Genomic DNA, 17,754 nt, shown 5'->3' with positions numbered 1-17,754 from the left:
CTTCGGGACGGCTCCGATAAGTACCCTTCCTCAACATGTCTCCAGTTGCGGATCATGATCCGCGGGGCGCCGGGGCAGGGTTCGCCGCCACGTTGCGGACCCGCCGCCTGGCGCGGGGACTGACCCAGGACGAGCTGGCCGGCCGGGCCGGGCTGGGGGTGCGTACCCTCCGCGAGCTGGAACGCGGCCGGGTCGCGCGACCGCAGCGGGGCACCCTCACGCTGCTCGCCGACGCGCTGGACCTGGTCGGCGTGGACCGGGAGGACTTCCTCGCCGGGACCGGCACCGTGACCCCCGCGACACTGCCGCTGCCCACCGCGCCGGCGCTGATCGGCCGCGGCGCCGACATCGCCGAGCTGCTCGACCTGCTGGAGCGCACCGACCTGGTCGTGCTCGTCGGCCTCGCCGGCGTCGGCAAGACCGGCCTCGCGCACGCCGTCGCGCACCGGGTCGCCAGCACCGCGGTCTCCGTGACGATCACCGACGTGTCGCAGCCCAACGACGTGTTCGCCGCGGTCGCCGCGGTGTTCGGGGTCGCCCGCGCCGAGGAGCTGCCCGACCGCCCGGCGCTGCTCGTGCTCGACGGGATCGACCGCTCCCATCGCAGCGCGGTCAAGGCGATCACCTGGCTGCGCGACCGGGCGCCACAGGTCAAGATCCTCGTCACCAGCCGGCGCCCGCTCGCCGGCGTGGTGCCCGGCGCCGTCGACTGGCGGGTCGAGCCGCTGGAGCTGCCCCACGCGTTGGGTCCGCCGGCAGAGGTACGCCGTGCGCCGGCCGTCGCCCTCTTCCTCGACCGGCTCCGGCAGGTCCGCCGGGAGCCGGTGCCGGACGCGGAGATCCCCGCCGTCGCCGAGCTGGTCCGGCGCCTCGACGGCCTGCCGCTCGCGATCGAGCTCGCCGCCGCCCGCGGGCGCGTGCTGGAGCTGCCCGAGCTGCTGTCCCGGTACGGCAACCGCGTCCTCGACCTCGCCGCCACCGACCCCGACGGGCAACGGCTCCGCGACGCCGTCGCGGCGAGCTACCACCTGCTGGACGAGCCCGAGCAGGCCGCTCTGCGCCGGCTCGGGATGTTCCGCAGCCGCTGGTCGCTCGAGCTGGCCGAGGCGCTGCTCGGGTTCGACGCCGAGGCGGTGCTCGACCGGCTCGTCGGGCTCGGCCTGGTCAGCGTCCGCGGCCCGGGCGACCTGCGCTTCCGCCTGCTGGACGTGGTCCGCGACTTCGCCGCCGAGCGCTGCGTCGAGCACGGCGAGCTGCGCGCCGTCCGGCTCCGGCACGCCCAGGTCATCACCAGGTTCGCGGCCCGGCTCGCGGCCGACCTCACCGGGCCGGCCAGCGGCGCCGCCGTGTCCCGGCTCGACTACCTCAACAGTGACATCCGTGCTGCGCTGCGCTACGCCTCAGTCCGCGACCCGGTGACGGCGCTGCGCCTCGCCGGTGCCATCCCGCGCTGGTGCCGGCTGCGCGGCCGCGACGTCGAGGCGCACCAGTTGCTGCGGCGGTTGCTCGACGACCCGCGTACTGCCGGCTGCGACCCGCTGGTCAGGGCGAACGCCCAGGTCGCGGCCGGGATGCTCGCCATGGCGCACGGGCGCGGCTTCGCGGAGCTGTGGCCCACCGAGGCCGCGCTCGAGATGCTCGTGGCCCACGGTGACATGTCCGGTGAGCTGGCCGCCCGCGGCGTGCTCGCCGGGATCTGGCAGGCGGTCGGCGGCCCTGACGAGTCACGCCGGCACAGCGAGGCGCTGCTCGGCCTGGCGATCCGTACCGGGCGGGTGCGAGAGATCGCCGTGTCACAAAACAACCTGGCGTGGCACGACATCCGGGCCGGCGACCTGGCCACGGCGGCCCGCCGGCTGGCCGGCGCCGGACGCCGCGCCGTCGAGGCCGGCGACGCCCGCGTCCACGCCCTCGCCCTCGCCAACCTCGCCGAGGTCGCCCGCCTGGACGGCCGCTTCGACGAGGCGATCGACCTGGCCCGCCGCGCCGCGGCCGCGTCGGCGGAGATCGGCGACCCGACGCACCGCGTCCGCGCGCTGGGCACGCTCGGCCAGGCGCTCGCCGAGTCGGGCCGGCTCCAGGACGCGGCCGACGTCCTGGTCGAGCTGGCCGAGCTGCCCGGCAGCGCCGGTACGTCGGCGATGATCGGCGGCTACCTGGCGCTGGCCCGGGGTGACCGGCCGGCGGCGGCGACCGCGTTCGAGGCGGCGGCCAACCAGCTCGCCGGCCGCGACGACATCCGGGACGTGCTGGAGGCGCTCACCGGGCTGGCCGCGAGCGCGGAGCCGGCGATCCGCGCGCGGGCCCTCGATGACCTGGACGGCATCTGTGCCAGGGGCCGGCTGACGCTCCTGCCGCGCGAGCGTGCGCTGCTGGAAGGCGCCTGATCGGCGGGTGACTGGCTGGGCGGTCCGTGTTGTTGAGGGCACGGACGAAGACCCCCCGGGCGCGTGTTGCCGCCCCACCTGCTTCGTCCGTGCCGGTCCCCGTGGTGCGGTGCCTCCCCGGGCCGGACAGTAACGAAGCCGTTCACCCGGAATGCGGCTTTGCACGCCATTCATTGCCATGCACCGGCGGAAGCTGCCGGTGATCCTGCCGGTAGCGTTCCCCTGTTTCCCGGTTCGGTCGCTCAGCGGGCGGGCGCCGCGGCGCCGGATGTGGCGCCGGGCCGGACCGCGTCCCGGATCGTGCGGAGGCTGGACAGCAGCGCCTCCAGCTCCTGTGGTGACAGCCGCCCGGTGAACCACTCCTCGATCAGCGCGAGGTGGTCCGGCAGGACCGCGTGCATCTTGGCCACGCCGGCCGGCGTCACCACGGTGAACGAGCCGCGCCGGTCCGTCGGGCAGGCGCGGCGGGTCGCCAGCCCGTCGCGCTCGAGGCGGTCGACGACCCGCGTGACGCCGCTCGTCGACAGGCCGGTCTGCGCCGCGAGGTCGGTCATCCGCAGCTCGCCGCCGGGCGAACGGGAGAGCCTGACCAGCACCTCGAAGTCGACGTTGCCGAGCCCGTGCTCGGCCAGCTGGACGGCGAGCCGCGCGTGCACGCCGGTGAATGCCTCGACGAACAGGCCCATGGCAGTGATTCGCGGATCGTCCAGCATCTCGTCGCTCACAGGTACATCCTAACAGAAGAGCTTGACAAACGAGAGTCTGCCTGGCGTATATTTGCTGCTGCAATCATCTTCGTTGCAGCACATGTGGAGGGCATCATGACCGCACCGGCCGCCAACACCCGCGAGTTCAACGGCGTCACCATCCCCACGCCGGGCAAGTTCGACCTCGACCCGACCCACACCCGCGTCGGCTTCATCGCCAAGCACCTCATGGTGAGCAAGGTGCGCGGCGGCTTCACCAAGGCCAGCGGCACCATCGTCATCGCCGAGGACCCGCTGCAGTCGCACGTCGAGGTCCAGATCGACGCTGCCAGCATCGACACCGGCGTGGCCGACCGTGACGGCCACCTGAAGGGCGCCGACTTCCTCGACGTGGAGCGCTGGCCGTCGGTGACCTTCAAGAGCGCCCGCGTGGTCGGCTTCGACGGCGGCGAGTTCAAGCTCGTCGGCGACCTGACGATCCGCGACGTCACCCGCGAGGTCGAGCTCGACGTCGAGTTCGAGGGCCACGCGAAGAGCCCGTGGGGTCAGGAGGTCATCGGCTTCAGCGCGACCACCGAGATCGACCGCGAGGAGTTCGGCATCACCTGGAACCAGGCGCTCGAGACCGGCGGCGTGCTCGTCGGCAAGAAGATCAAGATCGAGATCGGCGCCGAGGGTGTGCGCCAGGCCTGAGCCGGCCCCGGCGGGCGAGAGCCCGCTAGCCGGCCCGCCGCGCGACACGCCAGCGATGGCACGCGATATGCGCGCCATGCGGAAGATCGGAATCCGCGCCGATAGCGGCTTATGCCAGAGTTTGACCATCGTGCAGAGGGTGGGCGAAATCTCCCACCCTCTGCAAGGTTTTGCTCACCGTAGGCTGAGGTTGCGCCCGTTTTGTCCCTAGCGGTACATCCCGGCCCCTCTTAACGTGGAGGGTCCACGGGGTCGGCCGGGGATTTGGGGAAACGCAAATGGGGCAAGACGTCATCCGGGGGGCCTTCTCGCGTGAGGATCGGGCCCGATATCGGTACAAAGTCCGCCGATGTCTTGATGTCTTCGCCCTGATGCTCAACGACTTCCACTTCGACTCCGACCGTCCGATGACGGGGCTCGAGATCGAGCTCAACCTGATCGACCCCGACGCGCAGCCCGCCATGCGCAACGCCGAGGTGCTCGCCGACCTGGCGGATCCCTCGTTCCAGACCGAGCTCGGCCAGTTCAACCTCGAGATCAACGTCGCGCCGCGGGTGATCGAGGGCGACGGCCTCGACGTGTACGAGCGGGAGGTCCTCGCCAGCCTCGTCCACGCCGACGAGCGGGCCCGCAAGTCCGACGCCCAGCTGGTGCTCATCGGGATACTGCCGACGCTGCGCCAGGAGCACACGGTGCTGGCCAACCTGTCCGACAACCCGCGGTATCAGCTGCTCAACGAGCAGATCATCAACGCGCGCGGCGAGGACATCGCGCTGGACATCCGCGGCCAGGAGCGGCTGGAGGCCGAGTCCGACTCGATCGCCGCCGAGTCCGCGTGCACCAGCGTCCAGTTCCACCTGCAGGTCGCGCCCGAGGATTTCGCGATGTACTGGAACGCGTCCCAGGCGATCGCCGGCGTCCAGGTCGCGGTCGGCGCGAACTCGCCGTACCTCTTCGGCAAGCGGCTCTGGGCGGAGACCCGCATCGCCCTGTTCGAGCAGGCCACCGACACCCGGCCCGAGGAGCTCAAGGCGCAGGGGGTGCGGCCACGGGTGTGGTTCGGCGAGCGCTGGATCACCTCGATCTTCGACCTGTTCGAGGAGAACGTCCGCTACTTCCCGCCGCTGCTGCCCATCACCGACGACGAGGACCCGGTCGCGGTCCTGGAGGCCGGCGGCGTCCCGCACCTCGGTGAGCTGCGGCTGCACAACGGCACCATCTACCGGTGGAACCGGCCGGTCTACGACATCATGAACGGCCGGCCGCACCTGCGCGTCGAGAACCGGGTGCTGCCCGCCGGCCCGACCGTCGTGGACCAGGTCGCCAACGCCGCGTTCTACTTCGGGCTCGTCGGCGAGCTCGTCCAGCAGGATCGTCCGATGTGGACGCAGATGACCTTCTCCGCGGCCGAGGAGAATTTTCACACCGCCGCCCGCGAAGGACTCGATGCCCGTCTCTGGTGGCCGGAGCGCGGCGAGGTGCAAGTTGCGAATCTGGTACTGGACGAGCTGCTGCCCCTGGCGTCGGCCGGACTCGACCGCTTCGGCGTGCACCCAGGCACCCGGGACCGCCTGCTCGGCGTGATCGAGGGCCGGTGCCGCACCGGCCGCAACGGCGCCGCCTGGCAGACGGACACGGTCAACGACCTGCAGGCCAGGCACCATCTCGACCGCCGCTCGGCGCTGCGGGAGATGCTGCAGCGCTACAGCGCCGGCCTGCACGCCAACGAGCCCGTCCACACCTGGCCGGTCTGATCCCGGCGCGCGGCAGCTTTACCCGTGCGGCATCCGGTGATCGCCGTCCCGCCAGCCGGATCACCGGCCGTCCCGCCAGCCGGATCACCGGCCGTCCCGCCAGCCGGATCACCGGCCGTCCCGCCGGCCGGACCACCGCGATGATCGAAGTCGCGTCCCGGTCGTCTGGCTGACCGCAGCGCGACTTCGATCAACCGGGCAAGATCACAAGTGAGCCGGTCGCGGCCGCGACGGGGCCGGCCACTCGCCGCGACCTGCGGCGCGGCAGCCCGACGCCCCGGGCAGTGATACGCAGACGAGCGCCCGGGCACAGCGATCCACGCCCACCAGCCCTGGCACAACGCCAACGCCCGGGAACGTTCGTGGTCAGCGCACTTACTCGCCCGACCTGCCACGACCACGGCCGCGGCCCCTGCCGGGGGCGGGCTTGGCCGGCTCGGTCGGCGTCTCCGTCGCGGCGTCCGACGGCCACAGCGGCTCGACCGAGCCACGGGCGGGCGACGACGACCTCGCAGGCTGGGTGTCGGACTCCTCGCTGACGGTGTCCTCGGCGTACGCGCGGTTCGCCGACTCCGACGCGTAGGTCCGGCCGGAGGACTCGCCGCCGTAAGCGCGGGCCGGTGCGTATGCGTCGGACTCCAGGTCCTTCGCCGAGTCGAGGTCGGCGCTCTTGCCGGTGGCGCTCGCCTTGCCGCTGGACGTGGCCGCCTTGCCGGTGGCGGCCGGTGCCTTGCCCGTGGCGGCGGCCGCCTTGCCCGGGGTGACGGGCGGTTTGCTGCCCGCGCCGATGGTGACCGGCTCGGCGGAGCGGTCGGGCGCGGCGGCCCACGGGTCGTCGCCGTCGGGCTGCTCGCCCGTCTCGGCGCGGCGGCGGGCCTCGGCGGCGTCCGCGTCGGCCAGCGCCTGCGTCCAGTCGGCGATGTCGGAGGCGGCGCGCGCCTCCCGCTCCGCCACGGCGGCCTTGCGGGCGGCCCGGGCCTGCGCGCGGGAGCCTCGCGGGCCGATCGCCGACACGATGACCGAGCCGGCGAGACCGGCGAGCACCGCGTAGGGCGCAATGACGAACGCCGACAGCTGCTGGTCGCGCTCGCCCACCGCCGGGGCGGCCAGGAAGTACGCGAGGGCGACGAGCAGCGGACCGGCCGCGCCGGAGACCGCGACGCCGACCCGGTTGTCGCCGCGCCGGCCGGCGGGCCATGCCGCGAGCGCGCCGATGACCAGGGCGATGGCGAGCATGAGCAACGCGCCCGGCAGGTTGACCATGCCGCGGATCCAGGTCGCGTCGGTGAACTGCCAGGTGCCGAGCTGGGCGGCGGTGGCGAGGTTGCCGTCGGCGCGGACCACGTCGGCGACCGCGACGACCGCGAGGATCCACAGCCACGCCGACGAGGCGATGACGTTGGCGGCGATCGCCCGCGCGGCGAGCGCGCCGACCGCGATGAGCAGGCCGACGATGATGCCGGCGATGGCATAGCCGCCGGCGGTGAAGTAGGGCGCGACGTTGTCGGGCCGGGGCGTGCGCGACGGCACGGCGACCAGCGGCACGATGATCAGGGCGCCGACCGCGGCGGACAACGCGATCACGATCCGCCAGGCGGCGGTCAACGCGTGCGCCGCGGGCGTCGATGCGTCACCCGCCACCGGGGTGTCGGCCGGGCTGAGCCGGTCCGCGCACAGCGCGCCGATGATCGTCGAGGACGCCGCGAGCCACGCCACCCAGGCGAGACTGCTGACCCAGACGGTCGCGCTGTTACCGGTCGGCTGCCAGGAGATGATGCCCAGGCCGTAGCCGAGCCCGAGCTGCGCGGCACCCGCGCCCGCCGCGACACCGATCGCGGTGAATATTGAGGTTGCCCAGCTTCGTGCGGCCATGCCGCGCAGCGTACGCCCAGCCGTCCACCCGGGCGAGTCGATGTCGCAGGAACGTCACGCAGTGTCTGAGGCCGTCGCGGAGGGTGGACCTGAGGCGGGCAAACTGTGCACCAGCAGGCGACATGTCGGACAAGATGGTGAACTGGAAGCTATGCCTGACGAGCCGGACGCCACCGCTCCGTTCGATCGACCGCCGTCCTCGGGAAACGACCCCGACGCGACCGGGATCGGGCCGGCGGGCCGGCGGCCGGACGACCCCGACGCCACCCGGATCGGACCGGGGAATCCTCCGGTGGACCCGGATGCGACCAAAATCGGGCCGACCGGGCCCACCGATCCGGACGCGACCAGGATCGGCGGCGGCACTTCGCCCCTGCGCCCGGACGACAGCGGCGCGACGAGGATCGGCGGTCCGCTCGGCCACGACGAGCCGCCCCGGTGGTCGGCCCGGGCCAATGTCCCCCAACCGGGTGACCCGGCCCTGCGCCAGCCGGCGCCGGAGGAGTGGGTGGAGGAGGACCCGTACCAGGGAAGGTCGTGGTTCACGCCGGTGATCGTCGGCGTTGTGGCGCTGGTGCTGGTCGGCGCCCTCAGCTTCGGGCTCTACCTGATCTACCAGGCCACCGCCGACGGGGAAAACGCACCCTCGGACCAGCTGCCGGGCGTGGAGACGAGCAGCACCGCCGTACCGTCGCCGACACCCCCACCGACGAGTGCGCCACCCACGTCCGCCGAGCCCTCGGCGACGACGGCGGCACCCCCGGCGAGCGCCACGATCCCGCCGCTGCGCGGCAACACCCTGGCACAGGCGACGATCAAGCTGCAGCAGCTCGGGCTCGAGGTGAAGGTGGTCCGCCGCGCCGACGGCTCCGTCCAGCCCGGCGAGGTGCTCGAGTCCGACCCGGGTCCGGGCGAGATGGTCGACGCCGGCGAGACCGTCACGCTGTACGTCGCGACCGCGCCGACGGCGGCACCGTCCAAGAACTCGGTGTCACCGTCGGCGGACTGATCGCGGTGGCTGAGATCGACAGGTTGGTGAGGGGGTCCGCCGGTCAGGCGGAGACCGGGATGCGGGCGGCGGTGGCCCGGTGGGTGCTCTTGAGGAATCCTGGCTGCAGTCCCTGCAGCTGGACGAAGATCGACCGGCGCTCGACCGCGTCGCCCATGGCGTTGAGCTGGTAACCGTCCAGCCACGCCCATCCGTCGTACGTCTGCCAGTCGTGCACCCGGATCACCCGGAACAGCATCGGCTGGACAAACTGCACACTCGCGGCCTTGGTCACGCGCAGCACGTCACCGGTCTTCGGTAACACAGTTCAGACTCCCGTCATCCGCCGGCATGGGGAAGGTCGGTCACGGCCAGGCCGTAACCGCCGATCGGCTCGATCGTTTGTCGCTGCGTCCGCGGAGGTAGAACGGGTCGTCTCGATGGCTCGAAGATGAACAGACCGTAACCGCCGCCACACCGACAGATTGCCCGAGGACAGGAACCATTGCAACTTGCAAGACGAAAATTCCATCGCACGCATGAGTGAGCCGCCCTCAAGTGGCGAACCGCTCGGGTCGTGGCGAAAATGTCGGGCCGGAGCCGGGTTGCGCTGCTTCATGATGCTGCGCTGATCTATACGTATCCGAATTACGTGGCCCGGCGGAGGTGCGACGCGTGGCAAGTCGACGAGGCAGCCCGACGCTGCGACGCAGGCAGCTCGGGATGGAATTGCGCCGGCTCCGCGAGGCGGCGCACGTGACCATTGATCATGTCGCGGAGCGGCTGGAATGCTCCGGTTCCAAGATCTCCCGGATCGAAACGGGACAGACCGGTGTCACGCCGCGCGACGTGCGCGACATGCTGGACATCTACCAGGTCGAGCCGGAATACGCCGACCAGCTGCTGAAGATCGCCAGGGAGGCGCGCCAGAAGGGTTGGTGGCAGCTCTACGGCGACGTGCTCACCGGTGCCTACGTCGGCCTTGAGGCGGCCGCCGACCACATCCGCTCCTACGAGGCGCTCGTCGTGCCCGGTCTGCTCCAGACCGAGGAGTACGCGCAGGCCATGATCCATGCGGCCCGCCCCGACATCAGCGTCACGGAAGTGGAAAAACGCGTCCGTGTCCGTATGAGCCGCCAGTCGTTGGTCACTCAGGATGACCCGATCGATCTCTGGGTGGTGCTGGACGAGGCTGTGCTGCGCCGCCCGGTCGGCGGAAGAGCGGTCATGCGCCGCCAGCTTGAGCATCTGAGCCTGGCGGCCGGGTGGCCGAATGTGACCCTCCAGGTCCTGCCCTTCTCCGCCGGTGCACATGCCGGGATGGACGGGACATTCACGATGTTGCTGTACGACGAGTCTGCCGGGCAAAACTTCGTGTTCGCGTCGAATGCGGCCGGCGGTCTCTTTCTCGAGAAGGACGACGAGCTTCAGCGCTACGGATTCATCTTTGACTACTTGCGCGCCAATGCACTCCGTCCGGACGAGTCAGTATCAATGATTGTGAAACTGACAAAGGAGCTGTAGTGGAAATCGAGGCCAAGGGCTTCAGCGTGAACCTCGAGGGTGCGAACTGGCGCAAGAGCACCCGGAGCGGTCCGTACTCGGACAACTGCGTCGAGGTCGCATTCGTCGGCGGGGCTGTGGCGCTCCGTGACTCGAAGGACAAGGGCGGGGCGGTTCTGCTGTTCACCCCGGAGGAGTGGCTGGCATTCGTCGGCGGTACCAAGGACGGGGAATTCGATCTCGCGTAAGTGACACGCCAGGTCTGCAATCGACCGGCCCGGCCCGCGACGGTGGTACCGCCGTTGCGGACCGGGCCGGTCCTCGTTGTATTCGGTGAGCGCTCAGGCACTTTCCGACGACAGACCCCGCACACACCCGAGTCAGATGAGGCTTGTATCCGATGAACAATGGCCCCGACAACTTCGGCAACGGATCGTCGAAGACCGACGACCGTTTCTCCGGGCAGCTCGGAAGCTACCGCCCGGGCGGGCGCCGGGACGTCATCGGCGACGGGCCGATCGACGACCTGTCGCCGCGCAACGGCACACCGCTGGACCGCCCGTCCTCGCCGCTGGATCGTCCCTCCTCGCCGCTGGACCGCGCGTCCATGCCGCTGGACAGCTCGCCCATCGCCGCGTCCCTGACGCCGCCGAAGCTGCCCGAGTCGTCGCTGGTGGCGGACCTCAGCCCGCTGACCGAGCCGATGTTCGGCCGCTCCGGCGTACTGCAGGACTCCTGGCTGGACGGCCCGAGCGGCTCGATGGCGGACCACCCGCTGCTGCGCGGGCTGCTGCTGGAGCTGCCGCCCAAGGGCACGATGCCGCAGCAGGAGTGGCTGGACCGCTGGTTCGAGGCGGCCCGCTCAATCCTGGAGCTCATCTATTCGCAGGAGGCGCGCGGGCTGAAATAGTCCGCGAACGCGCACCAGCTCGCCTGTCGACAGGTCGAATCCCATGGCGTAGAAACGCAGGGAGACTCGGCCTGGGGAGGTCGGACGGGCTCCGGTGCGCGTATGCGCGGCCGGAGCCCGTCGCTATTTTGAACGCATGAGCTTCCCCAAGATCGAGCTGCACGTGCACCTCGAGGGGGCGATCCCGCCCGCGACCCTGCTGGAGATCGCCCGCCGAAACGACCTGCCGCTGCCGGTCGACACCGTCGAAGGCGTGCAGAGGCTCTACGAGTTCACCGACTTCAAGAAGTTCGTCGAGGTCTGGATCCTGACCACGAACTGCCTGCGCACCGCGGCCGACTTCCGGCAGATCGTGGCCGACTACGCCGGCGTGGCGGCGTCGCACGGCGCGGTGTACCTCGAGGCGATCTTCTCCCCCGGTGAACGGGCCCAGCGCGGCGTCGCCTGGGAAGACCTGTACGAGGGCTACACCGACGGCATCGTCGAGGCGCAGGAGCGGCACGGGCTGACCGTCCGGCTGACCCCGGACCTCTACCGCGGCATGCCGGCGGACCTGGCCGAGGAGGTCGCACGGTGGAGCGTCCGCTACGCCGACCGCGGCATCGTCGGCCTGGGCCTGGGCGGCAACGAGCAGGCCGGCCCCGCGCTGGCCTATGCCAAGGCGTTCGAGATCGCCCGCGACGGCGGACTGGCGGTCGTGCCGCATGCCGGCGAGTCGGCCGGCGCAGAGTCCGTCCGCGAGATCCTGACCTTCGCACCGCACCGGTTGCGCCACGGCATCCGTGCCGTCGAGGATGCCGGTGTACTGGCGGAGATCGTCGACCGCGGGCTGGTCCTGGACGTGTGCCCGACCTCGAACGTGCGGACCCGGTCGGTGCCGTCACTGGCCGAGCATCCGCTTCCCGCGCTGCTGGCGGCCGGTGTGCCGTGCACGGTCAACACCGACGACCCGGCCATGTTCAACACGGATCTGGCTCAAGAGCACCGGGTGGCTGCCGATCTCGGTCTTGGTGCGAGGGAGGCCTACCTGGCCGGCGTCGCGGGCGCCGCCTGCGACGACACCACTCGCGCAGAACTGGCAAGCAAGATCAGTGATATCGGCTGAATGTCCGATTAGTGGGGCTACGTTCAGCCGAGGTCGGTGTCGCAAAGTTGATGGTCGATCTTGAAATGTCCGCTTAGCTTTGGGCAGGTTCGCTGATGGTGCGCGGAGGCAAGGGTGAGTGACGTGTCAGATCTGATGTTCGCATTGATGAGTGGCGGCGGCCTCCTGGCCCTCAGCATCGGCGCATTCGGCGTGCTCGACGCCTACCACAAAAGGGGCATCGGCGAGAAGCGCGTCGACTGGCTGATCGCCCTGTACGCATTCGGCGTCGTCATGAACATCGTTGCGTACGTGATGCTCGACCGCTGGTACATCGCTGCGCCGCTGGCCCTCATGCTGGTGCCGGCCGAGCGCGCGCTGGACAAGCGGGGCACGTTCAAGCGCCGCGCCGTCAAGGTCGACGCGATCAGCGGTCGCTGACCTCATACGTCTGCAGCCGGCTCCCCGGAAGGGACCGGCTGCAACCATGCGTACGGGTCAGTGCGTCGCGCCAGGCCCGTCGAGGACCGGAGCGGGGCCGCTCAGACCGCGAACGTCGTCAGCGGTTCGGTCGCCGGCGGCGGCGGGGTCGCCCGCCACAGGCGCGTCTTCTGCGCGCCGAGCCGGGCCAGGTACGCCGGGTTGAGCAGGATGTAGCGGCGCCAGAGCCGCTTGGGCTCCAGGCCGAGCCGCCACAGCCATTCCAGGGCGTACTTCTGCATCCACGGGGGCGGGTTCTTCAACCCACCGGCGTGATAGTCGAACGCCGCGCCCACCGCCAGCATCGGCGCGTCCACGAGGTGGCGCATGCCGTACACGAAGATCTCCTGGCGGGGGCAGCCGAGGCCGACCATGACCACGCGCGCTCCGGAGTCGCGGATCCGCGCGGCGATCTCCTCGGGCTCGCCCGGCTGCGCCGCACGGAACTTCGACGGCTCCATGCCGGCGATCTTCAGCGCCGGGAACCGCTCGTGCAGCTTGCTCACCAGCAGCTCCAGCGTCTGCTGGGTCGAGCCGTACAGGTACACCGGCAGCCCCTGCTCGGCGCTGGCCCGCAGGACCCGCAGCGTGAGCTCCGGGCCGTAGACCCGGTCGGCGAGGCGGGCCCGGTGCAGCAGGTTGAGCGCCCAGCGCACCGGCTGGCCGTCGGGCGTGACCAGATCGAACGCGTTGAGCCGGGCGCCGTGCGCCCTGTCCTGCACGCCGGTCATGACGCCGTGCACGGCGAGCGCGGTCACCGCGAGCGGCCGGCCCTCCCGGGCGGCGCTCATGACCTTGTCGACGGCGCTGTCATAGTCGACGGCGCTGACCTGCACGCCGAGGACGTTCCGCTTGCCCTGGTCGATCACGGTCAGGCTTCCGGGGTCCACTTGTCGACGTTGGCCTCGTAGATCTCCTGACAGATCATCGGCACGTCGTAGACCTGCTTCCAGTCCGGGTAGTCCTGCTGGAAGCGTTCGTTGGACCCGATCCACCACTGGTGGTCGCCGACCCGGTTGGCTTCGTGGTACTCGGTGACCATCTCGTTGCCGGTGATCTGCTGGGCCAGCGAGAACACCTCCAGGTGCGAGGTGTTGGAGTGCCGGCCGCCGCCCAGGTTGTAGACCGCCGCGGAGCGGGGGTTGCGGTAGAAGGCCTCGAACGCGGCGACCACGTCGTGCGAGTGGATCGCGTCGCGCACCATCTTGCCCTTGTAGCCGAAGATCTTGTACGTCCGGCGCTCCATCGCGCACCGCATCACGTACCCGAGGAAGCCGTGCAGCTCGGTGGCCGAGTGCGCCGGCCCGGTCAGCGTCCCGCCCCGGAAGCAGGCGGTCTTCATGTCGAAGTAGCGACCGTACTCCTGGACCATGACGTCCGCGGCGACCTTGGAGGCCCCGAACACCGAGTGCAGGCACGCGTCGATCGACATGTCCTCCTTGATGCCGTTCTCGTACGGGTGACCCGCCTCGATCTCCCACCGGGTCTCCTGCTCGACCAGCGGCAGGCTGTTGGGCCGGTCGCCGTAGACCTTGTTGGTCGAGCAGTGGATGAACGGCGCCTCGATGCAGTGCTCCCGCACGTTCTGCAGCATGTTGAGCGTGCCGCCCGCGTTCACGTCGAAGTCGGTGAACGGGTCCCGCACCGCCCAGTCGTGGCTCGGCTGCGCCGCCGTGTGCACGACCAGCGCCACGTCCTTGCCGTACCGCTTGAAGATCGCTGCCAGCGCGTCCCGGTCGCGGATGTCCACGTCGTGGTGCGTGTAGGCATCCCCGAGGTCGCTCGCAAGCCCGACCACGTTCCACGCGGTCGATGCCTCAGCCCCGAAGAACTGCTTCCGCATGTCGTTGTCGATGCCCACGACATCCAGCCCCAACGAGGCAAAATGCCGAACGGCCTCAGACCCGATCAGCCCGGCCGAGCCGGTGACGATGACGACGCTCACGAGAAGAACTCCTTGCGGCTCCAGCAGGTCCGGCCGAGCATACCCTCAACCCACAGTCACCTTCCCGACCGCAGCCCGGCCCGCAGAGAGGGCGGCCGAGACTGATCGGGGCCCGGGGCGCAGCCCCGACAAAGGCGAGGCGAAGCCAAAGCCACCGGGCCGAGCGGGAAGGTCGGGGCCCGGGCGCAGCCCCGAAAGGGCGAGGCGAAGCCGAAGCCGCCAGGCCGAGCGGGAAGATCGGGGCACGGGGCACAGCCCCGCCAAGGGCGAGGCGAAGCCGAAGCCCGAGCAGGGGGTGTGGGTGGCCGCAGGCCCCCACTGGGGAGCGAGGCGAAGCCTTGCGCGGGTGATGCCGCCACATCAACGGCGAACGCTCCCCGCAGCGTGAGCAGGGAGCGTCCAATGTGGTGGGGAAGGGGGGAGTTGAACCCCCACGCCCTTTCGGGCACACGGACCTGAACCGTGCGCGTCTGCCATTCCGCCACTTCCCCTTGGTGATGAGCGAACTCATCGCCTGGCAGTGCCCAGCGTAGCGTGTCCAAACTCGGCGGAATGACCGGGTAGGTACTACGCTTCCCTGGGCGCCACGGAAGAGTAGCACGGGCTGACCGGTCAGGTTGCAACAGGGCGTGCGACGTCCGGATACCATCATGACCTCGGAACCCGAGGAGGAACCGGTGAGTGTGCTGCAGCGCTTCGAGAAGCGCCTAGAGGGCCTGGTCGAGGGGGCCTTCGCAAAGGTCTTCAAGGGGGTCGTCCACCCCGTGGAGATCCTCAACGCCATGCAACGAGAGGCGGAAGCCCACAAGGCGATCTTGGCTGGCGGGCGCACGCTCGTGCCGAATCGCTACGTGATCGACCTTTCGCCCTATGACCACAGTCGGCTGGCGCCGTATGCCGCCGCGCTCGCCCAGGAGCTCGCCCAGTCGCAGGCGGAGTTCATCGGCGAGCAGGGGTGGACCGTCTACGGCGACGTGATCGTCGAGATCGAGCGGGGTGACGGCCTCGACACCGGCATGTTCCGGGTGACCGCCGAGGTCTACACGGGCGGCGAGGTGGCCCCGCAGGCCGCGCCCGACCCGTACGGCGGATACAACCAGGGTGGTGGCTATGGGCCGGGTCCCGGTGGGCCCGGTGGGCCGGCTCGGAACGTACGACTGGTGTCCGGCGACGGGCGCAGCTACCCTCTGTCGATCGGCTCGACCGTGATCGGCCGGGGCGACCAGGCCAACATGCGCCTGCCAGATGTCGGCATCTCGCGTCGTCACGCGCGACTCGACTTTGACGGTGCGCAGGTGGTGCTCACCGATCTCGGCTCGACGAACGGCACGATGGTCAACGGTCAACGCGTCTCCGCGGTCGCGCTGAATCCCGGTGACATGATCCAGCTCGGCACGACCACGCTCACCTACCGCGTGGATGGCTGAAGTTCCTGCACCACGTGGTCGACGTTAGGCGGATCTGGATGAGTGCACCTGCTCGACCGGGCCTTCAGCAGGCCCCTGATAGGTCGTAGATGGAATTTGTCATTACGGTCGCCCGCTACGGGTTGCTCGTGCTGCTGTGGATCTTCGTGTTCACGGTCGTGGGAGTGATCCGGCGGGACCTGTTCGCGGGCTCCCGGTCGAGCCGGATCGTCGCCGCACCCCGGGGGGTTGGTGCGGCGACGGCTCCTGGCCGTCCTGCGAAGGTGAAGCGCGGCAAGACCGCCCACCAGTTGTTCGTCACCGCCGGTTCGCTGGCGGGCACCCGGATCACGCTCGGCGAAGCGCCGATCACGATCGGCCGGGCCGAAGATTCGACTCTGGTGATCACCGACGACTACGCCTCGGCGAAGCACGCCCGCCTCGTGCCCCGCGCCGGCCAGTGGTACCTCGAGGATCTCGGCTCCACCAACGGCACCTACCTCGACAAGACCAAGGTCGGCGCCCCTACCCCCGTCCCCCTCGGCGTGCCGATTCGCATCGGCCGCACTTCACTCGAGTTACGGCCATGACCCTCACCTTGCGCTATGCGGCCCGCAGCGACCGCGGTCTGATTCGGAGTGGCAACCAGGACTCCGTATATGCCGGACCGCGGCTGCTTGCCGTGGCCGACGGCATGGGCGGCATGGCCGCCGGTGACGTCGCCAGCAACATCGTCATCGCCACCATGGCGCCGCTCGACGAAGATGTACCCGGAAATGCCATGATCGACACGCTTCGCGGCGCCGTCGACCTGGCGAACCAGCAGATCCGGGACGCTGTCGAGGAAAACCCGGCCATGGAAGGCATGGGCACCACCCTCACCGCCATGCTGTTCTCCGGCAGCAAGATGGGCATGGTCCACATCGGCGACTCCCGCGCGTACATCGTGCGTGACGGGGAGTTCGCCCAGGTGACCAAGGACGACACCTACGTCCAGATGCTCGTCGACGAGGGCCGGATCAGCCTGGAGGAGGCCAACAGTCATCCCCAGCGTTCGCTGCTCACCCGGGCTCTCGACGGCCGCGACGCGGACCCCGAGTATTCGGTGCGCCAGGTCAAGACGGGCGACCGCTATCTGCTCTGCAGCGACGGGCTCTCCGGCGTGGTCAGCGCGGAGACGATCGAGTCGACCCTGCGGGAGTACGTCGATCCCAACCAGTGCGCCGGCCGGCTCATCGAGCTCGCGCTGCGCGGTGGCGGTCCCGACAACATCACCGTGATCGTCGCCGACGTCACCGACGAGGACATCGTCGAGGAGCGGCCGATCGTCGGCGGTGCGGCCGCCCAGGACCGCGGCATGGCCACCTCGGCCGACCAGTCGATGTCCTCGGCCCGGGGTGCCGCGCTCGCCGCGCCGCGCCCGCCGGTGCCGGAGCCCGACGAGGAGGCCCGGGCGCGCACCGCGACCAACGCTCGGGACGACGCCGCCCGGCCCAAGCGTCACCCCGTGCGCACCGTGCTCCTGCTCGTGGTGCTGCTCGGCGTGCTCGGCGGCGGTCTCTGGTACGGCTGGAGCGTCACCCAGTCCCGCTACTACGTGGGCGCCACGGACGACGGCACCGTCGCGATCTTCAAGGGTGTTCCCGGCAAGATTGCCTGGATCGAGCTGTCCGAGGTCTACGAGTCGAGCGAGCTCAAGCTCGACGACCTGACCCCGGCGGCGCAGAGCACCGTCCGGCAGGGCATCCAGGTGGACAGCCTGGACCAGGCCAAGGACAAGCTGGCGGCGCTGACCGACCCCGACAACCCGTCGCGGAAGCAGGCGTGCCCGACCGGTGACCCGTCGGCCGACCCGAGCGTGAGCGCGACCAGCGCGGCAGCGCCCGGCGTGACGCTCAACGGCTCCGCGGCACCGACGTCCGCGCCGGCGAGCACCGAGGCGCCGCCGACGATGGCGCCCGAGACCCCCGACCCGACCGCCAGCTGCTGATCTGAGATGACCCTGACCGCGAGGCCAAGAGGAAT

17 protein-coding genes and 1 tRNA gene are annotated in these 17,754 nt (G+C 70.4%); 12 read left to right on the top strand and 6 right to left on the bottom strand.

The features are described 5' to 3' along the window. Positions 1-35: 35 nt before the first annotated feature. Positions 36-2,387 (top strand): helix-turn-helix domain-containing protein, encoded by a 2,352-nt coding sequence (locus tag AB0H83_RS27730; protein WP_360099413.1) that lies wholly within the window; start codon positions 36-38, stop codon positions 2,385-2,387. A gap of 242 nt (positions 2,388-2,629) precedes the next feature. Here AB0H83_RS27730 and AB0H83_RS27725 read toward each other — a convergent pair whose 3' ends face one another. Next, positions 2,630-3,112, bottom strand: coding sequence for a MarR family winged helix-turn-helix transcriptional regulator (locus tag AB0H83_RS27725; protein ID WP_360099411.1), 483 nt, complete (start codon positions 3,110-3,112; stop codon positions 2,630-2,632). A 96-nt stretch (positions 3,113-3,208) separates the two neighbouring features. Here AB0H83_RS27725 and AB0H83_RS27720 point away from each other — a divergent pair, with 96 nt between their 5' ends. Both AB0H83_RS27720 and AB0H83_RS27715 read left to right on the top strand, forming a co-directional pair. Beyond that, positions 3,209-3,787, top strand: coding sequence for a YceI family protein (locus AB0H83_RS27720; protein WP_360099409.1), 579 nt, complete (start codon positions 3,209-3,211; stop codon positions 3,785-3,787). A gap of 278 nt (positions 3,788-4,065) precedes the next feature. Further along, positions 4,066-5,541: a glutamate--cysteine ligase gene (locus tag AB0H83_RS27715; protein ID WP_360099407.1), complete on the top strand. Its 1,476-nt coding sequence runs from the start codon at positions 4,066-4,068 to the stop codon at positions 5,539-5,541. A 375-nt stretch (positions 5,542-5,916) separates the two neighbouring features. On the opposite strand, the gene AB0H83_RS27710 is transcribed toward AB0H83_RS27715, so the two are convergent. Then, positions 5,917-7,413, bottom strand: a complete 1,497-nt coding sequence (locus tag AB0H83_RS27710) for a hypothetical protein (RefSeq protein ID WP_360099405.1) — start codon at positions 7,411-7,413, stop codon at positions 5,917-5,919. Between the two features lie 151 nt (positions 7,414-7,564). On the opposite strand from AB0H83_RS27710, the gene AB0H83_RS27705 reads away from it, so the two are divergent. Next, positions 7,565-8,422, top strand: a complete 858-nt coding sequence (locus tag AB0H83_RS27705; protein WP_360099403.1) for a PASTA domain-containing protein — start codon at positions 7,565-7,567, stop codon at positions 8,420-8,422. A gap of 43 nt (positions 8,423-8,465) precedes the next feature. Here AB0H83_RS27705 and AB0H83_RS27700 read toward each other — a convergent pair whose 3' ends face one another. After that, the gene (locus AB0H83_RS27700) at positions 8,466-8,726 is read right to left on the bottom strand and encodes a hypothetical protein (RefSeq protein WP_360099401.1); all 261 of its coding nucleotides are present in this window, start codon (positions 8,724-8,726) and stop codon (positions 8,466-8,468) included. 350 nt (positions 8,727-9,076) lie between these two features. Here AB0H83_RS27700 and AB0H83_RS27695 point away from each other — a divergent pair, with 350 nt between their 5' ends. The 5 genes from AB0H83_RS27695 to AB0H83_RS27675 all read left to right on the top strand — a co-directional run bounded on the left by AB0H83_RS27695 (position 9,077) and on the right by AB0H83_RS27675 (position 12,339). Continuing rightward, on the top strand, positions 9,077-9,925 hold the full coding sequence (locus AB0H83_RS27695; RefSeq protein WP_360099399.1) for a helix-turn-helix transcriptional regulator: 849 nt from the start codon (positions 9,077-9,079) through the stop codon (positions 9,923-9,925). Beyond that, a complete protein-coding gene (locus tag AB0H83_RS27690; protein ID WP_360099397.1) occupies positions 9,925-10,152 on the top strand; it encodes a DUF397 domain-containing protein in 228 nt (75 codons plus the stop codon). The genes AB0H83_RS27695 and AB0H83_RS27690 overlap by 1 nt, the downstream gene beginning before the upstream one ends. 152 nt (positions 10,153-10,304) lie before the next feature. Beyond that, a complete protein-coding gene (locus AB0H83_RS27685; RefSeq protein WP_360099395.1) occupies positions 10,305-10,814 on the top strand; it encodes a hypothetical protein in 510 nt (169 codons plus the stop codon). Between the two features lie 136 nt (positions 10,815-10,950). Then, positions 10,951-11,919, top strand: coding sequence for an adenosine deaminase (gene add, locus AB0H83_RS27680; protein WP_360099393.1), 969 nt, complete (start codon positions 10,951-10,953; stop codon positions 11,917-11,919). Between the two features lie 147 nt (positions 11,920-12,066). Beyond that, entirely contained in the window at positions 12,067-12,339 is a 273-nt protein-coding gene (locus tag AB0H83_RS27675; RefSeq protein ID WP_360099391.1) for a hypothetical protein, read from the top strand. A gap of 101 nt (positions 12,340-12,440) precedes the next feature. Here the strand turns inward: AB0H83_RS27675 and AB0H83_RS27670 are convergent, their stop codons facing one another. From AB0H83_RS27670 to AB0H83_RS27660, 3 genes are all read right to left on the bottom strand, one after another. After that, positions 12,441-13,247 carry a WecB/TagA/CpsF family glycosyltransferase gene (locus AB0H83_RS27670; RefSeq protein ID WP_360099481.1) on the bottom strand — a complete coding sequence of 269 codons (807 nt, stop codon included), beginning with the start codon at positions 13,245-13,247 and terminating at the stop codon, positions 12,441-12,443. A gap of 2 nt (positions 13,248-13,249) precedes the next feature. Further along, on the bottom strand, positions 13,250-14,323 hold the full coding sequence (locus tag AB0H83_RS27665) for an NAD-dependent epimerase/dehydratase family protein (RefSeq protein WP_360099389.1): 1,074 nt from the start codon (positions 14,321-14,323) through the stop codon (positions 13,250-13,252). A 405-nt stretch (positions 14,324-14,728) separates the two neighbouring features. Beyond that, positions 14,729-14,814, bottom strand: a tRNA-Leu gene (locus AB0H83_RS27660). Positions 14,815-14,973: 159 nt separating this feature from the next. On the opposite strand from AB0H83_RS27660, the gene AB0H83_RS27655 reads away from it, so the two are divergent. From AB0H83_RS27655 to AB0H83_RS27645, 3 genes are all read left to right on the top strand, one after another. After that, positions 14,974-15,750, top strand: coding sequence for a DUF3662 and FHA domain-containing protein (locus tag AB0H83_RS27655; RefSeq protein ID WP_344508403.1), 777 nt, complete (start codon positions 14,974-14,976; stop codon positions 15,748-15,750). Positions 15,751-15,839: 89 nt separating this feature from the next. Then, the gene (locus AB0H83_RS27650) at positions 15,840-16,319 is read left to right on the top strand and encodes an FHA domain-containing protein (protein ID WP_033359880.1); all 480 of its coding nucleotides are present in this window, start codon (positions 15,840-15,842) and stop codon (positions 16,317-16,319) included. Next, positions 16,316-17,719 carry a BofC C-terminal domain-containing protein gene (locus AB0H83_RS27645; protein WP_360099386.1) on the top strand — a complete coding sequence of 468 codons (1,404 nt, stop codon included), beginning with the start codon at positions 16,316-16,318 and terminating at the stop codon, positions 17,717-17,719. The genes AB0H83_RS27650 and AB0H83_RS27645 overlap by 4 nt, the downstream gene beginning before the upstream one ends. Positions 17,720-17,754 lie beyond the last annotated feature (35 nt).

The sequence above is a fragment of the Dactylosporangium sp. NPDC050688 genome (assembly GCF_040654515.1).
Lineage (GTDB): Bacteria > Actinomycetota > Actinomycetes > Mycobacteriales > Micromonosporaceae > Dactylosporangium.
Note: the sequence above shows the minus strand (reverse complement) of the source record. Positions and strands in the feature narration are given on the sequence as shown.